Below are 21767 nucleotides of genomic sequence, written 5' to 3'. Positions count from 1 at the left end.
ATATACAAGTGGTGTTTAAATATAGGGATAATAAAATAATTGGTGTCCTGTACTGTCTTGTTGGTTTTAGGTTTTTTATTATGTGCCATTGCTTCCTTCCCCGTAATGACGCCTGGGTAATATTATTCTTATCTTTGCCACGTCCCGGATAAAAACCGGGCAGCATGTATGATCAAAGAAATTGAAATAGTTTGCCCGCCCGGGCAGCAGGATGATCAGGAAGTTTTAAAAAAACTTTCGGCATCGGCCCTAAAAATATCCCCACAAAAAGTTAACGCGGTGCACGTTTACAAACGCTCTATAGATGCGCGGGGCAGGCGGGTGGTTTACCGCATGCAGGTTAAGGTGTATGTTGATGAAATTTATCATCCTGAAACTTATACCACTCAATATCCTGATGTTAAACAGGCTAAACCGGTGGTGATTGTCGGCGCTGGTCCTGCGGGATTGTTTGCCGCTTTACAGTGTATTGAGATGGGCTTAAAGCCTATTGTTATAGAACGCGGTAAACCCGTAAAGGAGCGTCGCCGTGATCTGGCAAATATCAATAAACAAGGGTTGGTAAACCCTGAAAGTAACTATTGCTTTGGCGAGGGCGGGGCAGGCACTTATTCGGACGGTAAGCTGTATACACGCTCCACCAAACGCGGCGATGTCAATGCCGTACTCAAAACCTTCACAGCTCATGGCGCATCCGAAGATATTTTGGTGGATGCCCGACCGCACATAGGTACCAATAAACTACCGCAGATCATTACTGCCATCCGCGAGACTATACTAAATGCGGGCGGTAAAGTACTATTTGATACCAAAGTTACCGGCTTACTGGCCGATTTTGGAAAGATACAGGGCGTTAGATTGGCGTTGGGCGATACCATTAAAGCCAACGCCGTGATTCTGGCAACGGGCCATTCGGCACGCGATGTTTTTGAAATGCTGCACCGGCAAAATATTCTGATCGAGGCCAAGCCGTTTGCATTGGGCGTCCGCATTGAGCATCCGCAGGAAATTATTGACCAGGCGCAATACCACTGCGAACACCGGGGGCCTGATCTGCCGCCGTCATATTATAATCTGGTTGAACAAGTGGATGGTAGAGGGGTATTTTCTTTCTGTATGTGCCCGGGCGGTATCATTGCCCCTTGTGCTACAGAAGAAGAAGAAATTGTAGTAAATGGCTGGAGCCCGTCAAAACGTAATAATCCGTTTGCCAACTCGGGGACGGTAGTGCAAATTAACCTGGAAGATGTGAAAGGCGATAATGCCGATCCGTTCAAGATGCTTAACTTTCAACACAGCATAGAGCAGGTTGCTTATAAAGCCGGGGGCGGCAAATTAGTTGCACCAGCCCAACGCATGGTTGATTTTGTGAATGGTAGATTATCTGCCGATCTGCCAGAAAACTCCTATCTGCCCGGAACAAAAAGCGTCGAACTAAAAGAAGTACTGCCAACCTGGATAAGCAACAGACTGCGCGATGCACTGCCGGTTTTTGGTAAAAAGATGAAAGGTTATTTTACCAACGAGGCTATTTTGGTTGGTGTGGAGTCGCGCACATCGTCGCCTGTAAAAATACCGAGAGATAAAGAAACTTTGCAGCACCCGCAAGTGCAGGGCTTGTTTCCTTGCGGCGAGGGGGCGGGCTATGCAGGTGGCATCATATCTGCTGCTATTGACGGGATAAATTGTGCCGTAGCGGCGGGAAAAATTATTTAAGTTGTCATTGCGAGCGTAGCGTAGCAATCGCGAACTTTGCTTCCTTGCGATTGCTACGCTACGCTCGCAATGACAAAACTTTATATCATGACCATCAACGAAAAACTACAACAAGAACTCGAAAAAGTATTATCAGGCCAGCCCTGGTACGGCGAGCCCATCTATGCTATTTTAGATAAAGTAACTTTCGAGAGTGCTTATGAGCGCACAGGCCGCGCACACACCGTTGTTGAGGTTATTATGCACATGGTAAGCTGGACCGAGGAAGTGATTGACCGCCTGAATGAAAAACCAGCCTCATTACCTGTAAGCGGCGACTGGCCCCAACCCGGCGAGCCCAATGAAAAGAAATGGAAAATGTGGATTGACGACCTTAAGCTGGTCAACGTAAACCTGCTGCAAACCATCCGCGATTTCCCTGAAAACAAATGGGACGAACCTATTATTGATGAACGTGAAACAGAGCCGGTTACTTCTTACAAAGAATTAGTGTATGGTTTTATCCAGCATCAGATCTATCATGCAGGGCAAATTGCGGTGTTGTTGCGGGCGATTAACGGATAATTAATTTTGTCATGCTGATTATAAAATCCGGGGCCTGTAAAGGTGCAATGACAGCCGTGATACCCTATTCTGTTTTTTTAATTGTTATGCTGAAGAACGAAGCATCTGCCGGTAGGCAATAGCTCGCAGATCCTTCGCTATGCTCGGGATTACAAAAAACTATTGTTTCCCTTTAGGGGGCTTAATACTCCAGCTCGGTACAATTAAAGCCGGCGTTGTTTAGCAAGGTTTCTATATACCTTGGCGACAAATCATTTGATACCACCCGCAGAATTTTATCGCAATCTTCCAGATCAATATTCCAGTCGCTTATTGCCGGCACGGCAGACAATACCGGTTGTACTTTACTTACCTGCTCAGGTGCAGATACATCGGTAGAAAATATCAGTACGTTCATAATTTGTGTTGTAAGTTTAGTTTAACAAAATGTCATTGCGGGTGCAGCGCGGCTCTTGATAACTACCAGGACGCGAACCTGGCATTCTTGCGATTGCTTTGTGGTTCCTGCCCCGCAATGACATGTGTTTTTTAATCTTCAGTTTTCTTTTCCTGATCTTCAGCCTCAAACTGATCCCAGGCCTGCTTAAAGGGATGGTCTCCGGTGTGGTGGCCCCATGGTCCGCAAGCACGGTCACGCATTTTTTGCTTGAACTTATCTTTTTGCTCGGGTGTCATACTGCGAAAACGTTCCTGCATTTTTTCACGCATCCATGGGTTACCGCCCCAGGGGTTGCCCCCCCACGGATTACCACCCCATGGATTACGTTTACCCCGGCCAAAGCCAAACAATATCTTACACAGTACAAATATGCCCATGGCCTGCCAAAAGGTTATGGCGCCCACGTGTAAAATGTCGGGCAGCAGGTTGTTCCAAAGCTGCATCACTACAAAACTGACGAGCGATAAGAAGGCGGCTACCGCAATGGGGATAAAGATAAACCGGCCTTTAAAAAATATTTTTTTCATGTCTTTAATTTTAATGTGTTATAATCTCCTGATATAATTGTTGTAACCTGTCTCGCAAATGCAAAACTGCGTAGCGCTTGCGCGATACCAGCGTATTTACGTTTACACCCGTCAGTTCTGATATTTCCTGGAAGGTCATATCGTCCATTTCCTGCCAGATGAATACCTGTTTTTGTTCTTCAGGCAGTTCGTCAAGCGCGGTAAACAACTGTTCCCAAAACAGGTTACGCATGTACTCGCTTTCGGGGGTTGTTTCTTCGGGCATCAGCAAGTCTGCAAAGGCCGAGGTATCGGTATCCTCCTCGTCATTGCTGCCGAACAGGTCATCAAGTAAACTTTCTGATTTCTTTTTGTGCTTGTCTGTTATTTTATTCCTTGCCACTTTATACAGCCAGGCGCCTGTCTGCTCAATTGGTTCAGAATTTACCAGGGCGCTAAACTGGTACCACACATCCTGCAGAATGTCTTCAGCATCGGCATCATTTTTTACCCTTTTGCGGATAAACCCGAGCAAGTTTTTACCATACGCCTTTATGGCGCTTAATACATGGTTGTTTCTTTCTTCGGACATTAATGATGTAGCAATCAATTTATTACTTGTTTAAAGGTAGAGACGACTCACACCTAAAAACATTTTAAAAATTTTAATTTATTTTTAATATCGCTATTTTGACTATCAAAACGCCCTATTATTACAACTTGGCAAAATATTTGAATAGGGTTTGTTAAGCCCTCTCCCATGGAGAGGGGATTTGACGGAAAGATAAGAGAGAGGGCTTATTTTAACCATGGCAAATAAAAAGACATTAATTTTAGGTGCTACGCCTAACCCGGGCCGCTATGCTTATCTGGCAGCACACCGTCTAACAAGTCACGGGAATGCCATTGTAAACGTTGGCTTAAAAACCGGCGAGGTAGCGGGCGTTAAAATTGAAAAGCCGGAGGCTATTCATCAAGATATCGATACTATCACGCTATACGTTGGTCCGCAAAACCAGCCGCCTTTGTACGATTATATTTTAGCTACTAAGCCCAAACGGATCATTTTTAATCCCGGTACCGAGAACTCAGAACTACAACGCCTGGCTGATGCCGAGGGTATTGAAACACAGTATGCCTGTACGCTGGTGTTATTGTCGATAGGGGAGTATTGAAACCCCTAACCCCTGAAGGGGAGGGGGAAATGATAATCAAACTGGGGTCGTCACCCCTGAGGCCTTCGAAGAGTGAGCGTTAGGATTAGCACAGGTTTATTGACCTATCATGCTTCTGGCCCGCAGGCATGACATAATTTATATTGTCATTGCGTGGCAATCGTGAACATTGCATCCTTGCGATTGCTTCGTCGTTCCTCTTGGCAATGACAGTAAATAATCTTGCTCTGGCATGTCATCGTCATAGACTGCCGGCTTTATAACTCAGCATGACAGCCTTTAATTATCCCACCAACTCACTCACAATCTTTGCAGACAACAAGCAAAGCGGAATACCACCTCCGGGATGCACGCTGCCGCCGCAGAAATACAGATTTTTTATTTTGGCCGATTGATTGGCATGGCGCATAAAGGCGGCGTACTTACTGTTTGATGATGTACCATAGATCGATCCCTGATAGGATGAGGTGTTTGTTTCGATGTCGCGCGGATCAAGCACGGTTTCGCTGATAATGAGTTTGCCTATATTCTCATTTAACCTGGTCGACAACTTGGCCAGGATGTTTTTGCGTGCCTCCGTTATGAGCGTATCCCAATCTTGCCCGGCATTGGCGGGTACATTGATCATCACAAACCAGTTTTCGCAATCAGGAGGAGCATCCCTGTGTTTTAGTTTTGAGGTAATGTTTACGTAAACGGTTGGGTCGTGGTAAATGGTTTTTTGTTGCCAGATGTGGTCAAACTCCGCTTTATAATCGGCACTAAAAAAAATATTATGTAATTCGAGTTTTTGGGATTTTTTATTGATGCCCCAGTAAAACACCAAAGCCGAACTGCTGCGCTCCTGTTGCAAAACCTTTTGCGGATGCAGCCTGGGCTGATCTTTCAAGAGCTTTTTATAGGTAAACCAGATGTCCATATTAGATATCACAACGTCGGCAGTTATTTCTTCGCCATTTACTTTAATGCCGGTGGCCTTACTGCCGGTAAGCAAGATGCTTTCAACCGGCGATTTGTAACGAAACTTAATGCCCAGTTCGGTAGCCAGTTTTACCAACGCTGTGATGATACTATACATCCCCTCGGTTGGGAAGTAAGCACCGTAATGCTGCTCCAAATGTGGAATAACGTTTAAAGTCGCGGGCGCTGCATACGGGTTCGACCCGTTATAGGTAGCATAACGGTCATAAAACTGAATCATACGCGCGTCTTTAAACAGACTTTGGTTAGCCCGGTGCATCGTACGGCCGGCATCCAGTTTTTTTATATTCAGCAGTGCCTTAAAGCCATCTTTAGTAAAAAAACTTTTTAATCCGCCGAAAGGTTTTTGAAGGAAAACGGGGTTGGTCAATTCATAGATCTGCCGGCTTTTGGTTATTTGTTTTTCTGTTGATGTTACCGGTTCGCCAATATGCGCCGCCATTTCTTCTTCAAACTTGTCCTTGTCGGCATAGGCGGTCAATTTGGTGCCGTCCTCATAAAAATATTTGCATATAACGTCAAGCTTCTGGTACTTAAAATATCGCGAGGGCTCTTTGCCGGCCAATTCAAAAAGCTCATCAATGTATTGCGGCAGGGTAAGCAAACTTGGCCCCGCATCAAAGCGGAAGTTGCTTTGTTGTACCTCGCCGAGTTTACCGCCTGCTGTGCCATTGGCCTCAAAAACTTCGACTGTATAGCCTTTAACCGCCAGCCTGATAGCCGAAGCTATACCCGCTATACCTGCACCAATAACAACCGCTTTTTTGGACGACATGATGCAAAGTTAATAACCAATGGGAGATTTTCTATAACAGGTGACATTCTGCACAAAAATGCGGTGCTCGCAAGATGCTGAGTATTAAAATTCGAGCCCGCTATAATTCGGCATCAAGGCAAATGCCAATGAACGCCTGGTAATCCCAACGCTCACCCTTCGAGAGCCTCATGGTGACACTCTTTCATTGTAGCAATATATCTACACCCTGCTGTGTACCCCCTCTGCAATCTCCTCAATCATCTTTTTATTAAAAGCCGGCAGGTCATCAGGTTTGCGGCTGGTCACCAAACCGTTATCTACAACCACTTCTTCGTCTACCCACTCGGCACCGGCATTTTTAAGATCGGTTTGCAGGGATGGGTATGATGTTAGCTTGCGGCCCCTCAGCAAGCCCGTCTCAATCAATGTCTGCGGACCGTGGCAAATGGCTGCTACCGGTTTGCGTTCATCTAAAAATGCAGAAGCAAATGCCACTGCGTCTTTGTTTTGGCGCAATTTGTCGGGATTTAATACACCACCAGGCAATATCAGCGCATCGTAATCGTCAGGATTCGCTTCGCTTAATACTTTGTCTACATCTACCTCAATGCCCCAATTGGTCTTGTCCCACGCCTTAATGCACCCGCTTTTTGGTGATATAATATCAACCTTTGCTCCGGCAAATTTCAAAGCGTCAACCGGGCTGGTTAATTCTACCTGCTCAAATCCTTCTTCGGTAAGTACTGCTACTCTTTTATTATCCAACGTTGCCATAACCTATTAATTTAAATATCTATTAATAGTACAGGCCGTTTGGGGTATTGGTTTGTAAAATTTGGAAAAACTATGAACTTACGAAGTTCAAAGCTTCGTGATGCTGAACAGCTTTAAAGTATGGCCAGGTGCGATTCATTTCTTGGGGGGGGCACTAAGGGGGGGATCAATAAATTTGGAGGCGAAACCCCTGCCTGCCTTAGCGCGTATTCAGCCGTACCCCTCCCCGGGGAAGAATTGTATTTTGGCATGGATTAGACTTACTAAGTATCAAAGCTTGTCAGTCTACGCTCAATGATGGGTTATTTATTCTGATAAACAATCAGCATCGTCAAATCCTCATCGCCCGCGGGTTTGATGCCGTGACTGCTGCCCGGCAGGGTTAATATAGCATCGCCGGTAGTAACAGGGATATTCTTGCCATTCATTTTCAAATCGCCTTTGCCGTTTAGGATGTAGTAGATCTCCTGCTCTTCCTGCAGGTGATAACCTATGGACGAACCGGCATGCAATATCCGCTTGCGGAAAGTTATTTTGTTACCCTTAAAATTTTTGAAGAAAGGAAAGGCGGTGCTTTTACCACCACCATTGTGCGGACCGACGTCAGCCCTGGCGATGTCGTTTTCATGATCCAGTAAATAGCCGTTGTCTTCCTGTCTGAACGTAAAAGCGGCAAGGAAGATCAGCGAGAATGTTAACGTGGTGATGAGGAATGTTGGAAGATGGAATTTTATTTTCATGACAATTGAATTTAGATGTCATTTCGAACATAGTGAGAAATCTATACAAACGCAAAGCAACTATGTAAATACAGGTGTATAGATTTCTCCCGATGGTCGAAATGACAAAAATTATTTATTAGCAGGGCTGTCACCCTCAGGCACTCGAAAGGTGAGCGATGGCCTGCCCTCATGCTTCGAGTGCCTCAGCATGACACCGTTGCGCTTAAGCGTTTAACAACTCCCTGGCATTCTGCAAGGCGCTTTCGCCCATCTTATCACCGCTCAGCATTTTAGCTACTTCCTGCACGCGTTCATCTTTACTTAATTGCTTAATGCGCGTACGTGTGGTATCTGCCCCGTCATCCTTATACACGAAGTAATGGCTTTGACCCTTACTGGCAATTTGAGGCAGGTGCGTAATGGTGATCACCTGCAGATTGTCGGCCAATTGTTCCATGATCTGACCAACCTTGTTGGCTACCTCGCCGGATACCCCGGTGTCAATTTCATCAAAAATTATAGTCGGCAGGGCGGTATTTTTAGCAATGAGCGATTTAATGCTCAGCATCAATCGCGATAGCTCACCGCCGGAAGCTACCTTACTCATCTCGGCCAATGCATGGCCTTTATTGGCGCTGAATAGAAAGCGGACAGCATCCGATCCGTTATCCCCCAAACCCCCTGAAGGCGAGTTACGTCCGCTTTCAGTTAGCGGAGACAGCTCGATTTTGAGTGCCGAGTTAGCCATGCCCATTTCGGCAAGGCTGCTTAAAACCTCTGCCTCAATGGTTGGAATAGCTTTCTGTCGACCCGCCGTTAGTTGTGCGGCCAGTTGCTCCAGGTCTTTTTTATCGGCAGTTAATTGCTGCTGTAATTTCTCTATGGCTTCGTCGCCAAAAACGGCTTGTTGTATTTTTTCCGACAACTCGTCCTGTAATTGCAATAGTTCCGGGTTTGTGCTAACGCGATGTTTCTTTTGCAGGTTATAGATCAGGCTCAGGCGCTCGTTTACTTCGGCGGCACGGGCCTCATCGGTATGCGTGCGCTGTTCAATATTCTCTATTTCGTTGGCGATGTCTTTAAGTTCAATAATGCTGCTGTTCAAACGTTCCTGCAACTCTTCAATCTGCGGATTGAACTTAGTCAGCAACCCTAACTGGTGTGCTGCTTCTTTAAGCTGCGATAGGGCAGCAGCCTCACTATCCTGCATCAGGTAGTTTGCGCCCAACAAGTTCCGTTTTATCTCTTCGGCGTTGTTGAGGGCGTAAAGTTCCTGTTCCAAAGTTTCCTGCTCATCGGCCGATAGACCGGCTTTTTCCAGCTCGTCAAACTGAAACTGGTAATAGTCGAGATCGGCCTTAGCTTTGTCGCTATCTTCAATAAGTTGCTGTAATTTGGCGGCAGCCTTTTTATAGGCGCGAAATTTAGTCTGATAATTGCTCAATAACCCCGGATGTTTAGCCACCGAATCGACTACCAGCAACTGAAACAACGGGTCATTGATCTCCAGCGTAGCATGCTGCGAGTGGATATCGATCAGCCTTTCACCCAATAGTTTCATGGCATTCAGGTTTACGGGCGTATCGTTCACAAAAGCGCGCGACTTGCCATCGGCAGAGATCTCGCGACGCAAAACCGTCTCGGCTTCATAATCCAGGTCGTTATCCTCAAAAAAATCTTTTAAATGAAAGTCAGCAATCCTGAAAGTCCCCTCAATTACACACTTTTTCTGCTGATTAAAAAAATACCGGCTCTCTGCCCGCTGCCCCAATATCAGCGACAGCGCACCCAGGATGATCGACTTACCCGCGCCGGTCTCGCCGGTCAGGATGTTAAGCCCTTTGTCAAAGCTAATCTCCAGGTTGTCAATCAAAGCGTAGTTACTGATGCTGAGTTTTTGAAGCATAAAAGGTATTGTTCGGTTTTGCCACTAAATTACAAAATACGCATTGTTATCACGCGCACAAAACAAAAAAGAGGGGAAACCCCTCTTTTCATACTTAACTAACTAAAATTTAAACTGATTGATATTATTGATGAATTTGGTCAATAATCGTCTTTATAGCCTCCATAACAACCTGCGGATTGTCGTTCTGAATGTTATGGCTGCTTTTTGCATCTAAAATAAACTTAGCATTGCTGGACAAACTGGTCATATTTCGCAGTTGCTCATCGCGCTCGGCCCGGAGTTGTTTCCATTGTTCATCAGGTGTACCGGGTGGCTGGCTACGTATCCCGGCCCCGATAATAACCAACGGACGATTACCCAATTGCTGCGGATGCCGCTGAGCTGCCAAATATATTTTCTGAAACTCCTCTGCCATATAGTCGGCAGTGGTATCATAACCCGGGCTTACGGTTAACTTTAACTGCGGTTGCGGTATAGGTTTGCCGGTTGCTTTTTCGCGCAGCCGTACCCACCCTCCGTATTTCATGCTGCCCAAAACGCTGCTTTCATGTGTCGGGTCGACCAGCACAATACCGGCAACATTGTTTCCGTAGCGTTCTGTATACAGCCGTACTAATAAACCTCCAAGAGACTGCGCCACCAAAATGACATTGCCCTTGGTGCCGATAGCTTTTAGCAGTTTATGCAGTTCCAGCACTTCCTGAGCCATAGTGCGCGGCAGGGGGCCGGCTTCACTTTTCCCGGAACCCGCTCTGTCATAAGCAACTGTATGCAGGTTATCCGGAAGTAAGGCCTTTACCTTAACCCAATCCTGCGAAGTACCGCCTGCGCCAGATTCAAATACTATAGTCAGCTTTGAATCCTGCGGGCCTTGCTCAACCACATATAATTTATGGTTACCTACAGTTACCAGTGTATCTTTAAACACGGGCGTTGCCTGCGCAGGGTTAACCAACCCGGATACCAGTCCGGCTATTAATAACAGGACCTTACGCTGGTAGACAAAGCAAAAAGCTTCCATTGATTTTTTTAGTTATGCAGACTGAACCTATTGATGATTTTTGCTGGTATCCTGCTTTCCGTTATCAATACGTATATCGACATCCTGGCTTTTCTTATAATCAAACTTTTTCTCTGCCTGATCTTTCTGTGCCTTTGTTTCAGTCTTACGGGCTTTTACCTGTTCTTTTTTTGCCTGCTCCTGATATTTGAAAGCCTTTTTTTCTTCATTGACAGCTTTTTCAATATTTTTTCGTGCAGCCTTTATGGTCTTAGCCTGCGGTTTTGAAGTGGTGTCTTCCCGATACGATCTCGATAAGTCGTCCAGCGATTTCTGAACATCTTCCATGCCCTTTTTAAACTCCGGGCTGTCATGCTGTTTAGCCATGTCCTCTATGCTTTTCTTGAATTCAGGGCTGTCGTAGTATTTTGACAGTTCGTCAAAGTGTTTCTTAAACTCCGGGCTATCGTAGTATTTAGTCATGTTCTCGATACTTTTCTTGAACTCAGGGCTCTCATAGTATTTCGACATATCTTCAATGTTTTTCTTAAACTCCGGGCTGTCGTAGTATTTAGCCATGGCCTCCACGCTCTTTTTAAATTCGGGCGAGTTAAACTGTTTGCTAAAGCCCTTTACGCGCTTCAGGTACCCGGGCGAGCTAAATTGCTTGGAGAATTTCTCCATATGCTTTTTAAATTTGGGCGAATTGAAGTTTTTGGCAATCTTCTCATTGACCTTTGCCATAGCTTCCATCTGGTGCTTCCAGGCATCGCTGCTATACAATTCGCGCATGGCTTTAAATCTGGCAGTGTCGCCCGGCGAAATGGTAAAGCTGCCGAAAGTGCCTTTGTTAAGGAATGCATTCTTGTCATCCGCAGGCAGATCATTAACAGAGTTATATTCGGTTTTAACGCCGTGCTCATCCTCCACAACAATTTTATATTTTTTGTTTTTGATGATGGTGTCTGTTGCCATTGCCAATCTGGTGGTATCGTTAAAATACCTGATGCTCAGCCTCTTTTTGTGTTTAACAGGCGCAGGCGGCTCGGGCGCAGCGGGCGGCTCAGGCGCAGTAATGGCCCTGGCAATCATGCGGATGGCAGGAGCGTTTTTAATGACTACTTTCCCATTTTTAATTTCAGGGTTAAGCCAGGCTATGCTGGTAATGCTGAAGGTAAGCGCCAGCAGTGTAATTAACACCGGGCGTATATTTACGGTATTTGTTTTAGTTTTCATGATACGTTCAATTCGGTTTAATAATGCATACTTTTTGGTAGTAGCAGCAAGGGCCAGTTGCCACTGGTATTGTTTATTTTCCTCGAGTTTTAACAATGCTTGTGCGTATATAAACGGACTGCCGGTGACACGCACAACCATATCGTCGCAGCAGTTTTCTCTTTCTTCGTTGATGATCTTGCCTACCAACCGGGCAAACGGATTAAAAAACAGCAGTATCCCTATAACCTGCTGAATAAAATTTAACAGGTAATCATTACGCTTAACGTGGGCCAACTCATGCAGCAATACCGCCTCCACCTCCTCAGTACTCAGGCGCAGGGTAATTGCCGCAGGCATCAGGATAATAGGCTTGATAAAACCCGTAATGCAGGGCACGTCCACCCACTCACTAAAGGCAGCCTGTACATGCTTGCCTATTTGCAGCGGCCTGGTGAGCCGTTTCATGGTGTTATCAAAACCCGCGTCGGTAATGTTTTGGCGGATGCGGTATATGTTGTTCCAGGCCAGCGTAAGTCGCAGCGCATTAAATACTACGCCTACTACATAAACCATCGTCAGCCAGGGCATGTATTGCGATATGCCGAAATACAGCTTGTTGGCAGGTGCAGCAACCTCGCTCATAGCCGCAGGCAGGGCCAGAGGCGACACCTTGAGCGCAACGGTCGACAGCCAGTTGTATTGGTTAAGCTCTTTAAACAGCGTCACCACAAACCAGCCCAGCATAAACACCAGGGCGCCATAGCTAACCCAATACTTCACTACAGCCGATCGCCCCGGAAAAGCCAGCATAAACAGCCTCAGAACAATAAAAACTATTAAGCCCTGCCACAATGAGTGGATAATGGTTATACCTAAAACCTGGCTCATGTTGTATAGTAGATTTTGCATGATCTTTAATCTTATTTATGCCCGCAGACGCGAAGCATCGCGTCTCTACAAATGGTTAATTTTAATTTCCAATTAATCTTGATCCCTGGCTCTTGATTCTTGACTCTCAAACTGCCGCAGGTAGTTTTTAATCGCATCAATCTCGTCAGACGATGCGCGGTGCTTGCCCAGGGCCTGTATCACCAAATCGGCGGTCGACCCTTTGAAAACCGTGTCCATCAGCTTGTCCAGCGCGCTGGTTTGCGCCTGCCCGCGGGTAACTAATGCTTTATACAGGTGCGTCTTGGCGTTGGTATCGCGCTCCACCAAACCCTTGTCGGCCATTATCTGCATTAATTTAAGGGTGGTGGTATAACCCGCATCCTTGCTTTTAATCAGTTCCTCATGCACATCGCGCACCGTGCATTGGCCCAGTTTCCATATCACCTGTAATATCTCCAGTTCGCTCTCCGTTGGTTTAATTTCCATATCTTTTTGTTCTTCTACGAATATCTTCGTACAAAGATGTACGATAGATTTCGTATATGCAAGAAAAACTGAAAATATTTCAGTGATTGATTGGTTGATCGGGTTGGAATTGAGGTGTTTGCGAGGGGTTGGTGAGGACAGAGGGTAGGATTTATCAATCATAGTTCCCCTCCATGTCATCGCGAGCGAGGTACGAGCGTGGCGATCTCTGGCAAAGCGACAGGTTTCCCTCTTGAGAGGGGGAGGGGTGTGTTAACCAAGCGACAAGCAAAAACAAAGGCCCTGGGTAATTCCCTCCCCACGGGAGGGGTAGGGAGGAGTTAACCCAAGCGATAAACCCCAATGAACTAAATGATGGCGTTCCCGCCTGCCGGCGGGCCGTGCTTTCCACTCATACGCCTGCAAGGCCTTAGGCGCGGGGCCGGTATCCGTTGCAATCACTAACGCGGGGGAGGTGTAGGCTGGAGAATGAACGTTTGTAACACAATTATCTCAACGCGCGTCATAGTGAGGTACGAAGCAATCTCTGCACAGGACATTCGAGTATGAAGCTATTGCGAATTAGGATATGAATGAAATGATAAAATGGTCCTTTAAGGATATAACGCGATTTATTGTCAGTAGAGATTTATATTGAAATTAAACATTGGTAATAGCTGTTACACAAAATCAACAAAAAGCCCAATCAAAGCGCTTTTGTTTCAAATTACTAATTTTAGTTTGTTATTCGGCTTGTTCTGTTTTAATGTCATATATAAGTCGGTTTCATTTATACCGAGCACCAATTGAATCTCACTGGCAGTGTAACCCAAATCATTAATGAATGAATCGGCGGCTCTTTTTACAATCACAGCCTCATCAATGTCAACATCTAAAGTCTCTTTTTTACGCTCGCCCTGTCTACTGAGCTCTATCTGTAAAGACATATATTTAGAATGATCAATAAAGCCTCTTTTATGCGCCGTGTAAATGAGCGCAGCTTTCGAGACTTTCCAGTATTGCTTAAGCGTTGATAATTCTCTAAACTTCAACCCCATCAAATCACTTCTGGAGTCCATATAGGGCAATAAAAACTCGCCTGCAAATTCGTTGGCCTGCTCTTCAATTAATTTCTCCGGCAAATCTAATAGATCGAATCTAAGGTGCATAATCAGATGCCCTAATTCATGTGCAAGGGTAAATCGCTTACGATCATTAGGCATCTGATCATTAATGAAAATAATAGATTGACCTGAGTTCGTAAATAATGTCATGCCATCAAACTTATCGTTTGAGTCACTAATAAAATAGACAATGACACCATTGCGTTCAACAAGTTTGACTAACTTATCAATTGGGCCAGAAGATACACCCAAATGCTGTCTAATTTTTCTCGCGATGACCGCCGGTGTATTCTCATCGCCAACCTTTATCGCTGGAAATTTGCAATCTGGGATGTCAATATCTTCTAAAAGAGCGTCGACCCAAATCATGATACATTTCATTCGTGCTTCAAGCGTAGTTTGTGCTTTTCTCGGCATAGTAGCCCTTTTTCGAAAATAATGATTACCAGGTTCAGTAACTGGCTCTTTTTTATCGAAAAAACTTAATGGAAAGTCGAGGATAAGTCCAATGTTTTTAAGCGTCTCTGTAGGGATTGTCAATAACCCTTTCTCCATTTTTGAATAATTACCCTGATTCAAATTTGGCACTTTCTCAACTAACTCCAATTGTGTTAATCCTCTCGCTTCTCTAGCAAGAGTTAACATCTTGAAATTAAAAGTACGTTGCATTGTTTGTTTGGTTTATATAGATAATTTATAAATATGGGGGTGGATATAGGCCCCCAATATTTATGAAGATTTTTTGATATCAGTATCGCGTCTTTTTGGTGTAATAGCGATGTCATCATCATTGTTTCCTTGAGGTTTGATTGGGGTAAATAATTCCGTTTGAATACCAGCCTCGCCTCCGCGGTTCAACAAGTCAGAAACCCAAAGCTTTTTGCCATCCTTAATAAAAACAGCAACAATTTGTTTAATTCGCTCCCAAGATTCATCAACCGTATAGCCGATAAATACAATAGGCAAATCCTCTTCAAAATCAATTGCCATTTGAGAAAATATTTTTCTGGAATTACGTGTGCCAATGTTCGATGGCATCAATCTTTCGTCCAACTTTTTAAATAAAAGAATAAAATCCTTGCTTCTATGTAAATAAAAGCGACTCGATTTTGACTCTTTCATTTCATTAGGAAATTGATCAAAAAGCAAGCCTTTTATATTGCCATTCATTAAAGTAGACTTGGTCATTCGCATTTGGAATTTACCACGTTTTGTACGCATGTCTTCTAGAGTCATCTGGTGCGCGTGTAAAATAACATCGATAAACGCATCGACATCACCATCAAATGATTGCTCAAAAGCAATTAAAGTAGACGGCAGTTTTTTTTTCGAGCCATCTTCATCATTTGATAAATAATCGTAATTTTGTGCCATACAGTAAAATTTAAATTAATACAAGATCAGCCTGCTACCCACAGGCTTTTTTTGTATAACAAATATACATAATTTTTATTAAAAAGTTGTACATATTTTTATTTAAATTATTGTATTTTTCTGCCGGTTACTTTGTTAATTTCGCCCTCCTGCTCGACGTTTGCAACTGCGGACTACTATACTCAAAGTCTTTAAACTTGCAAGTCCAGAGATTGCTTCGTACCTCGCAATGACGCGCTGGCGAGAGATGCCTACGCACTGATTGACTTGTCCTGAACTAGGATTACACAAAAAAGTGTAAACGATGAAAAAGAACAAAGAAGAAAAGATTCTGCAAGAGCGTTTGATGTCGGGGTCAAGTTTTCGTACTTTAGCATTAAAGCACGGCTTATCCTATGGCTGTGTATATCGCATGGTAAACAAAGGCATTACAAACCCGGAAAAAGAAAACGCTAAAAGGCAAGTCAACGCAGAAGATTTGCCGGATGATGTAAAGTTGTTAAAAGAGCTGCTGCGCAAAGAGCGGCTGAAAACAGAGTTGTTGAACAATATCATAGATATAGCAGACAAGGAGCTGGGCACGAACATCAGAAAAAAGTCTTTCGCCCATGTTGGTGTTATCACCAACATATACTGAAATGCCGATAAAGCCCAATAGCCCATTGATGTCGTTGGTGATAACACCAACAACGGGCCTGATTATAGAAACCACCGCTTCAAGTGATCATGAAGTTTAAAATACTGATAGTATGGTTATCGCTTGGCTTGCTTGCAGGTTGTAATCAACCACATCATTTTAACAAGGCGCAACTTAAAAAAGCGCTGTTTACTTGTTTGAATAATAAACAACTAAAATGGTGGCTATTTCCAGATACTTTACTCAGTAAACAAAACCGGGTTCACCTTTATGGCAACGTAATACTCAACGATTCCGTGAAAATAGACAACCGAGTTTATTACATCGGCAAAGGGACAGGTAACATAAGTCGGGACACCGTTTTTGTTTTTAGGCTTCATTATAAAACGGAAAGAATTGCCACGATACATCTGATTTATCAGCCGGGCACCAGCTTTCAAATATTTAGCTACTGCGACTTTGTTTTTGATAACAACACCTGGAAACCCCAACACCAAACTACCGGAATTATTGATGGCCGTTTTAAATACTAAGAGTGATTTAGAAAGCCGGAACGAAAGGCCTATCGGGGCCTGATAATTTGCTTAACTAGGGCAGCGATATTGCGTTTCCGTCCATGACGCGGCGCAGAAATAAGGCTTGCAGCGACGAACTATTAAAGCCCGGCCATCGGCCAAAGCAATGGTTGGTACCTAATGCTAAGTTAGTGTCAAAGCCTGGCCAACTTGAGTGCATTTGGAGGACGACCAAAGTGTAAACCACAGCCCGGATTATCTCTCAACACTATCAACTCTATCCAGGACGAACTGATCCACCGGGTGATCCAAAAATGACTTAAAAGTCATAAAAAGTGATCCAAAGTGATCCACTTCGGGAATACCTAAACTGTTAAATATTTGATTTTCAGTTGATTGAAATTTTAAGATGATCCAAATGATCCAAATTGATACACACTCGCGCGTGGATCACTACGCACCCTTGCGTTAGGGATAGGAGTGGATACCGGCCAGTCGGCCCACTGAGCGCAGGCCGCGGCTAAGGCCCGGCGCAGTATGAACGGATAGCCCGGGCCGCAGGCAACGCCCCTGTTGCTTTGGCGCAGACCTGTTTCACTTGTTCATTAGTTCATTGTGCGTGTCGCGTGGTTAACACACCCCTGCCCCTCTCAAGAGGGGAGCCTGATGCGCTGGCATCTTCAAATCTTCAAATTATCTCATCTGCGCATCTACTGCTTCTGTAGCTCCTGGTACTTGATGCCGTTGGCCGGGTCGGCCTGGGTAAAGATGTTGAAGGCGTTGATGCGGGGCTGCGGCTCGGTATGGGCGTAGATGGACACCAGCTCGTCGGCCTTGGCGGTGAAGAACACCAGCGGCAACATGGCGCCAAGGCGCTGGCGGTCAATCTGGGTGAGCACGGGCAGCAGGTCTGAAATGGTTTTGCGGCCTTTGGCGGGGTTGTCGGCCATTACGTCGAGGCCGTTGCGGTGGTAGTCGTATATAAAGCTGCGCAGCGGGGCGTACAGCTTATTGTTGAGGTTCTCGATGAGCCAGTAACGGTTGGTGTTGCTGTCAAAGGCCTTCCACCCCTTATAAGGCGAGGTCTGCGCATTGGTGACCACGGTTTGGGCCAGGCCATAGTAATAAGTGCCGCCCAGTCGCGAGAAGCTGTCGTTATCCATACCGGCTATCACATAGGCATAAAAGGCCATTACCGAGCTTAGGTTAGAGGTAAAGCTCTGGTCGGAGTAGTCGATGGTCTGGCCCTCGGTATAGGTAAATTCGAAGTCCTTGTCGTTAACGCTGAGCAGGGTGGTGGTGTAGTTGGAGTTAAATACCGGCCGCAGCGACTGCACCTGTAGCTCGCCGCTAAAGTTGCTGCCGCCGTCCCAGGCAGTAATGTTGAGTATAAAGTTGCAGTCGATACGCTCTTGCGGCTGTATGGGGTCGGTAAGCCATTTGTGACCATTCAGAAAATCCTTCATCGCTGTCTCCAACGACTGGAATATACGCTTATTGGTGGTCTGAACTTTAGGGGCAAGTACGGTGACGCGTGCGTTCAGGTCCTGCGCGCGGGCTGCGGTCAGGGTTAAGAACAGCAGTATGGTGTAAATGCCTAACGTTTTCATTTCTTCAATAATGATATCACCTTAATACAAATATCCTTAGCCACATCCTCTTTACTTTTCAGGTCGAAGCTGGTTTTGTGCAGGTGGCGGTCAATGATGGTTACCTTGTTGGTATCTGTAGCAAAACCTGCCCCCGCATCGCCCAGCGAATTGAGGACTATAAAGTCGAGATTTTTCTTCTGTAGCTTAGCTACGGCGTTTTGTTGCTCGTTGTTGGTTTCAAGGGCAAAGCCTATCAATAGCTGGCCTTCCTGTTTATGATCGCCCAGATATTTTAATATATCAGTAGTTTTTTTGGTTTCGATGATTAGCGCGCTGTCGTCCTGTTTCTTTATTTTTTGCTGCGCGACGGTGATGGGGGTGTAATCGGCTACGGCAGCACTCATGATGCAGATACCTGCATCGGCATAATATTGTTGACATGCTTCCAGCATCTCGGCAGCCGAAGTGACGTCCACACGCTTAACCGAGCGCTGTTTTGCTTTCTGTGCCGATGGCCCCGAAACCAAAATAACGTCGGCACCCAACCGCGCAAGTTCATCCGCGATAGCGAAACCCATTTTACCGGACGAGTTGTTGCCAATAAAACGCACCGGGTCGATAGCCTCATGCGTCGGGCCGGCGGTAACCAGTGCTTTTATATTAACTAAAGGAAGTTTCTTTTTGATATCGGCAGACAAGAACCCGATGATATCGTCTGGCTCGGCCATGCGGCCCTCGCCGTGCAGCCCGCTGGCTAACTCGCCGCTGCCGGGAGCAATCATGATATTACCAAAGCCTTGCAAGGTTTTGATATTAGCTGCGGTCGACTGGTGCTTCCACATATCCAGATCCATAGCGGGCGCAAAGTACACCGGGCACTTGGCCGACAGGTATACGGCAGTAAGGAGATTGTCGACTAAACCACCGGCCATTTTAGCCAGGGTATTGGCGCTGGCAGGGGCAATGACCATCAAATCGGCCCAAAGGCCCAATTCGACATGGTTATGCCACTCGCCCGTATCGGCGACGAAGTATTCAGTAAATACCGGGTTTTTAGATAAGGTGGCCAGGGTAAGCGGCGTAATAAAATTAGTGGCATCGGCAGTCATGACGACCCGCACGTTAGCGCCGGCTTTAACCAGTAGCCTGACCAGTAAAGCCGATTTGTAGGCGGCAATACTGCCACATACGCCCAATACCACATTTTTACCTTCGAGCATTTTGTAAGTCAAAAGTTAGCAGTCAAAATTCAAAACAATGTTGACTTAATCCGCATAAAAATACAAAAGTCAAAACTCAAAAGGCTATATGCGCTTCTGAATTTTGACTTTAAACTTTTTCCTTGAAGATCTTATTCTTCTTTAGCCGGATTGCGGTAGTAAACTTTATCGTCTAAAAATTCCTGAACTGCAACCAATGTTGGTTTAGGCAATTTTTCGTAATATTTAGAGATCTCAATTTGCTCACGATTCTCGAAGATTTCTTCAAGGTTATCGTTTGATGAAGCAAACTCAGAAAGTTTAGCATGCAATTCTTCCTTAACATTGTTTGAGATCTGGTTTGCCCTTTTGGCCATAATTACCAGCGACTCGTAAATGTTTCCGGTTGCCACGTCCAACTCACGCAAATCGCGGGTTACTGTGCTGCTTGCAATGGCAGGTTTGTTCGCATTATTATTATTGTTATTACTCATATTCTTGTATGATTATGGCGTTACTTTTTTATGAATGTCTTGTGTTTCTGAACGTTGTTGTATAAATACCGAGTCTTTACGTGCTAATCTGCGTGCAAGTTTCTCGTTTTCTCTGGCATCGGCTAATATTCTTTTAACCTGGGCTATACCAGCCTGGCTGTCTTTTCTTAATTCCTGAGCCTGGGCAGTATAAGCGCTTTTTGGATACTTGTCGAAAAACTGGTCGGCAGATGCTATGGCCTGCGTATAACGTTCTTCCTGCTTGTACTCGCGGCTTTGATGCGCATACTCGTATTGCGCTTTAATAGTTAGAAATTCTAGTTCCTCGGCATATTTAGTATCCGGATAATCGCGTAAAACATTGCCAAACGCTATAACAGCTGACTGGTTTTCGCCAATAGTTAAATATAACTTAGCGTTCGAGTAAGCTTTAAGCTCCAAACGGTCGCGTAAGTCTTGTATCAGTTTGCTAGCCTCGGCAACCCTGTCGCTTTTAGGATAAAGGTTGATGAACAGTTGCAACTTTTCAATACATTTATAAGTGTTCTCCTGGTCCAATGAGTAAACAGGTGCATCCAGGTAATAACAATATGCAGTCAGAAAGCGAGCCTCTTCAGCTCTTGGATCAGATGGATAAGAAGTAGCAAACTCATTAAAGTGATAAGCTGCCGATGTATAATCTTTAAGCTTATAGTTAGCCATAGCGTTCAGATAAAACAAATCTGTAGCACCTTCAGTACCCCGATAACGCGAAAGCAATGTTTCAAACAAGCCCAATGCCTTAGCATATTCTTTCTTGTCGTATAAACGCTTACCCTCCTGGAATTTTTTAGCATTATCGTTACTTGCTTTAAGCTTTTCGTACTTACTGCGGCAGCCAACATCTGCAAGCAATAATACAATCAATAAGCCGGTAAGTAACAGAATTTGTTTTTTAAACATTTTGCAAAGATAACGAATATTATAAATCAGTCAATTATTTATTTAGTGTGGCTAATATATAAGCTGTATTTTACTATTATATGAAGCGTGCCGATATTTAACATCTTTTAACCTTTAATATTATATATGTTAGATTTTAGTTTGGATGATTGACGAGATTAAATAATGTATATAATATATAGATTTAATTTCTTGCTCGTTATTGAGCGTACGCGTTGCCATACCAGGTCGATCTATATATACTAAATAGTTTTACCGCTGTCGCGGGATGCATGTAAAGTAGCCAATGTTATGACCAATTACCGGTGTTCTAAAAATCCCTTAAATTTTTTTGGCTGATTTGCAGCAGGTTAGTGATTGCAGGCTTTTTTTTCTTGTGAATCATTTGCATCAATCAAAACTATACGTACCTTTGCAGCCCGCAAATGAGGAAGCGGGATGTTCTTAAAAAGACAAAAAACACGAAGCGAAAATTATTTTAAAATAAAATTTGCAGATACAAAAAAGGTTCTTACCTTTGCAGTCCCAAAAGAAAGGGGCGCTAAAATAAGCGAAGTTTCGAAAGCGATTTTCGAAATTAAAAATTGAAAAGTTAACGGCGATTAAAAGTCGAAAACATATAAAATCTGAACCGTGAGGCGAAGAAAAAAGTTCTTTTAGGAAATAGAAAATCATGTAGCGAGCGGGCTTCAACGCCTCGAGAGAGGAGAAGAAGTTTGTTTGAAAGAAGAGAGGATCGAGGTTAAGTTATTGTATAAAGATATATACAAATG

At 44.6% G+C, this 21767-nt stretch carries 21 protein-coding genes; 5 read left to right on the top strand and 16 right to left on the bottom strand.

Annotated features, from left to right (window positions below):
* The first annotated feature begins 168 nt into the window (after positions 1-168).
* Positions 169-1716 (top strand): NAD(P)/FAD-dependent oxidoreductase, encoded by a 1548-nt coding sequence (locus ABD772_RS14035; protein WP_345105659.1) that lies wholly within the window; start codon positions 169-171, stop codon positions 1714-1716.
* Positions 1717-1785: 69 nt separating this feature from the next.
* Positions 1786-2280: a DinB family protein gene (locus ABD772_RS14030; RefSeq protein WP_345105656.1), complete on the top strand. Its 495-nt coding sequence runs from the start codon at positions 1786-1788 to the stop codon at positions 2278-2280.
* 181 nt (positions 2281-2461) lie between these two features.
* Here ABD772_RS14030 and ABD772_RS14025 read toward each other — a convergent pair whose 3' ends face one another.
* The 3 genes from ABD772_RS14025 to ABD772_RS14015 form a co-directional block, all read right to left on the bottom strand.
* Entirely contained in the window at positions 2462-2677 is a 216-nt protein-coding gene (locus ABD772_RS14025; RefSeq protein ID WP_345105653.1) for a hypothetical protein, read from the bottom strand.
* A 131-nt stretch (positions 2678-2808) separates the two neighbouring features.
* Positions 2809-3246 (bottom strand): hypothetical protein, encoded by a 438-nt coding sequence (locus ABD772_RS14020; RefSeq protein WP_345105650.1) that lies wholly within the window; start codon positions 3244-3246, stop codon positions 2809-2811.
* A 10-nt stretch (positions 3247-3256) separates the two neighbouring features.
* Positions 3257-3817 carry an RNA polymerase sigma factor gene (locus ABD772_RS14015; RefSeq protein WP_345105646.1) on the bottom strand — a complete coding sequence of 187 codons (561 nt, stop codon included), beginning with the start codon at positions 3815-3817 and terminating at the stop codon, positions 3257-3259.
* A 217-nt stretch (positions 3818-4034) separates the two neighbouring features.
* Between ABD772_RS14015 and ABD772_RS14010 the strand changes: the two genes are divergently transcribed.
* Complete coding sequence (locus tag ABD772_RS14010; protein ID WP_345105643.1) at positions 4035-4400, top strand: CoA-binding protein; 366 nt, start codon at positions 4035-4037, stop codon at positions 4398-4400.
* Between the two features lie 283 nt (positions 4401-4683).
* Here the strand turns inward: ABD772_RS14010 and crtD are convergent, their stop codons facing one another.
* The 9 genes from crtD to ABD772_RS13965 all read right to left on the bottom strand — a co-directional run bounded on the left by crtD (position 4684) and on the right by ABD772_RS13965 (position 15615).
* A complete protein-coding gene (gene crtD / locus ABD772_RS14005) occupies positions 4684-6156 on the bottom strand; it encodes a 1-hydroxycarotenoid 3,4-desaturase CrtD (RefSeq protein ID WP_345105640.1) in 1473 nt (490 codons plus the stop codon).
* A 201-nt stretch (positions 6157-6357) separates the two neighbouring features.
* Positions 6358-6912, bottom strand: a complete 555-nt coding sequence (locus ABD772_RS14000; protein WP_345105638.1) for a type 1 glutamine amidotransferase domain-containing protein — start codon at positions 6910-6912, stop codon at positions 6358-6360.
* Between the two features lie 302 nt (positions 6913-7214).
* Positions 7215-7652 (bottom strand): cupin domain-containing protein, encoded by a 438-nt coding sequence (locus ABD772_RS13995; protein WP_345105636.1) that lies wholly within the window; start codon positions 7650-7652, stop codon positions 7215-7217.
* Between the two features lie 205 nt (positions 7653-7857).
* Positions 7858-9540 carry a DNA repair protein RecN gene (gene recN / locus ABD772_RS13990; protein WP_345105633.1) on the bottom strand — a complete coding sequence of 561 codons (1683 nt, stop codon included), beginning with the start codon at positions 9538-9540 and terminating at the stop codon, positions 7858-7860.
* Between the two features lie 124 nt (positions 9541-9664).
* On the bottom strand, positions 9665-10564 hold the full coding sequence (locus ABD772_RS13985) for an alpha/beta fold hydrolase (RefSeq protein WP_345105630.1): 900 nt from the start codon (positions 10562-10564) through the stop codon (positions 9665-9667).
* Between the two features lie 27 nt (positions 10565-10591).
* Positions 10592-12670 carry a M56 family metallopeptidase gene (locus ABD772_RS13980; protein WP_345105627.1) on the bottom strand — a complete coding sequence of 693 codons (2079 nt, stop codon included), beginning with the start codon at positions 12668-12670 and terminating at the stop codon, positions 10592-10594.
* Between the two features lie 72 nt (positions 12671-12742).
* Positions 12743-13138 carry a BlaI/MecI/CopY family transcriptional regulator gene (locus tag ABD772_RS13975; RefSeq protein ID WP_345105624.1) on the bottom strand — a complete coding sequence of 132 codons (396 nt, stop codon included), beginning with the start codon at positions 13136-13138 and terminating at the stop codon, positions 12743-12745.
* 701 nt (positions 13139-13839) lie between these two features.
* Entirely contained in the window at positions 13840-14910 is a 1071-nt protein-coding gene (locus ABD772_RS13970) for a helix-turn-helix domain-containing protein (RefSeq protein ID WP_345105621.1), read from the bottom strand.
* A gap of 60 nt (positions 14911-14970) precedes the next feature.
* On the bottom strand, positions 14971-15615 hold the full coding sequence (locus ABD772_RS13965) for a hypothetical protein (protein ID WP_345105618.1): 645 nt from the start codon (positions 15613-15615) through the stop codon (positions 14971-14973).
* A gap of 304 nt (positions 15616-15919) precedes the next feature.
* Here ABD772_RS13965 and ABD772_RS13960 point away from each other — a divergent pair, with 304 nt between their 5' ends.
* A complete protein-coding gene (locus ABD772_RS13960; protein ID WP_345105615.1) occupies positions 15920-16252 on the top strand; it encodes a hypothetical protein in 333 nt (110 codons plus the stop codon).
* A gap of 89 nt (positions 16253-16341) precedes the next feature.
* On the top strand, positions 16342-16785 hold the full coding sequence (locus ABD772_RS13955; RefSeq protein WP_345105612.1) for a hypothetical protein: 444 nt from the start codon (positions 16342-16344) through the stop codon (positions 16783-16785).
* A 692-nt stretch (positions 16786-17477) separates the two neighbouring features.
* On the opposite strand, the gene porD is transcribed toward ABD772_RS13955, so the two are convergent.
* The 4 genes from porD to ABD772_RS13935 form a co-directional block, all read right to left on the bottom strand.
* Positions 17478-18377: a type IX secretion system protein PorD gene (porD, locus tag ABD772_RS13950; RefSeq protein WP_345105610.1), complete on the bottom strand. Its 900-nt coding sequence runs from the start codon at positions 18375-18377 to the stop codon at positions 17478-17480.
* Positions 18374-19579, bottom strand: coding sequence for a bifunctional phosphopantothenoylcysteine decarboxylase/phosphopantothenate--cysteine ligase CoaBC (coaBC, locus tag ABD772_RS13945; protein ID WP_345105607.1), 1206 nt, complete (start codon positions 19577-19579; stop codon positions 18374-18376). The genes porD and coaBC overlap by 4 nt, the downstream gene beginning before the upstream one ends.
* A 131-nt stretch (positions 19580-19710) precedes the next feature.
* Positions 19711-20052, bottom strand: coding sequence for a DNA-directed RNA polymerase subunit omega (locus ABD772_RS13940; RefSeq protein WP_345105606.1), 342 nt, complete (start codon positions 20050-20052; stop codon positions 19711-19713).
* Between the two features lie 12 nt (positions 20053-20064).
* Positions 20065-20994: an outer membrane protein assembly factor BamD gene (locus tag ABD772_RS13935; RefSeq protein ID WP_345105603.1), complete on the bottom strand. Its 930-nt coding sequence runs from the start codon at positions 20992-20994 to the stop codon at positions 20065-20067.
* Between the last annotated feature and the right edge of the window lie 773 nt (positions 20995-21767).

This window comes from Mucilaginibacter panaciglaebae (genome assembly GCF_039539265.1).
GTDB classification, from domain to species: Bacteria; Bacteroidota; Bacteroidia; order Sphingobacteriales; family Sphingobacteriaceae; genus Mucilaginibacter; species Mucilaginibacter panaciglaebae.
The sequence above is the reverse complement of the archived record's forward strand: the minus strand, read 5'-3'. Positions and strand labels throughout refer to the sequence as shown.

Coding starts and splice junctions, on each gene's coding strand:
- ABD772_RS14035 (WP_345105659.1), top strand. CDS start 169: ATGATCAAAGAAATTGAAATAGTTTGCCCGCCCGGGCAGCAGGATGAT.
- ABD772_RS14030 (WP_345105656.1), top strand. CDS start 1,786: ATGACAAAACTTTATATCATGACCATCAACGAAAAACTACAACAAGAA.
- ABD772_RS14025 (WP_345105653.1), bottom strand. CDS start 2,677: ATGAACGTACTGATATTTTCTACCGATGTATCTGCACCTGAGCAGGTA.
- ABD772_RS14020 (WP_345105650.1), bottom strand. CDS start 3,246: ATGAAAAAAATATTTTTTAAAGGCCGGTTTATCTTTATCCCCATTGCG.
- ABD772_RS14015 (WP_345105646.1), bottom strand. CDS start 3,817: ATGTCCGAAGAAAGAAACAACCATGTATTAAGCGCCATAAAGGCGTAT.
- ABD772_RS14010 (WP_345105643.1), top strand. CDS start 4,035: ATGGCAAATAAAAAGACATTAATTTTAGGTGCTACGCCTAACCCGGGC.
- crtD (WP_345105640.1), bottom strand. CDS start 6,156: ATGTCGTCCAAAAAAGCGGTTGTTATTGGTGCAGGTATAGCGGGTATA.
- ABD772_RS14000 (WP_345105638.1), bottom strand. CDS start 6,912: ATGGCAACGTTGGATAATAAAAGAGTAGCAGTACTTACCGAAGAAGGA.
- ABD772_RS13995 (WP_345105636.1), bottom strand. CDS start 7,652: ATGAAAATAAAATTCCATCTTCCAACATTCCTCATCACCACGTTAACA.
- recN (WP_345105633.1), bottom strand. CDS start 9,540: ATGCTTCAAAAACTCAGCATCAGTAACTACGCTTTGATTGACAACCTG.
- ABD772_RS13985 (WP_345105630.1), bottom strand. CDS start 10,564: ATGGAAGCTTTTTGCTTTGTCTACCAGCGTAAGGTCCTGTTATTAATA.
- ABD772_RS13980 (WP_345105627.1), bottom strand. CDS start 12,670: ATGCAAAATCTACTATACAACATGAGCCAGGTTTTAGGTATAACCATT.
- ABD772_RS13975 (WP_345105624.1), bottom strand. CDS start 13,138: ATGGAAATTAAACCAACGGAGAGCGAACTGGAGATATTACAGGTGATA.
- ABD772_RS13970 (WP_345105621.1), bottom strand. CDS start 14,910: ATGCAACGTACTTTTAATTTCAAGATGTTAACTCTTGCTAGAGAAGCG.
- ABD772_RS13965 (WP_345105618.1), bottom strand. CDS start 15,615: ATGGCACAAAATTACGATTATTTATCAAATGATGAAGATGGCTCGAAA.
- ABD772_RS13960 (WP_345105615.1), top strand. CDS start 15,920: ATGAAAAAGAACAAAGAAGAAAAGATTCTGCAAGAGCGTTTGATGTCG.
- ABD772_RS13955 (WP_345105612.1), top strand. CDS start 16,342: ATGAAGTTTAAAATACTGATAGTATGGTTATCGCTTGGCTTGCTTGCA.
- porD (WP_345105610.1), bottom strand. CDS start 18,377: ATGAAAACGTTAGGCATTTACACCATACTGCTGTTCTTAACCCTGACC.
- coaBC (WP_345105607.1), bottom strand. CDS start 19,579: ATGCTCGAAGGTAAAAATGTGGTATTGGGCGTATGTGGCAGTATTGCC.
- ABD772_RS13940 (WP_345105606.1), bottom strand. CDS start 20,052: ATGAGTAATAACAATAATAATAATGCGAACAAACCTGCCATTGCAAGC.
- ABD772_RS13935 (WP_345105603.1), bottom strand. CDS start 20,994: ATGTTTAAAAAACAAATTCTGTTACTTACCGGCTTATTGATTGTATTA.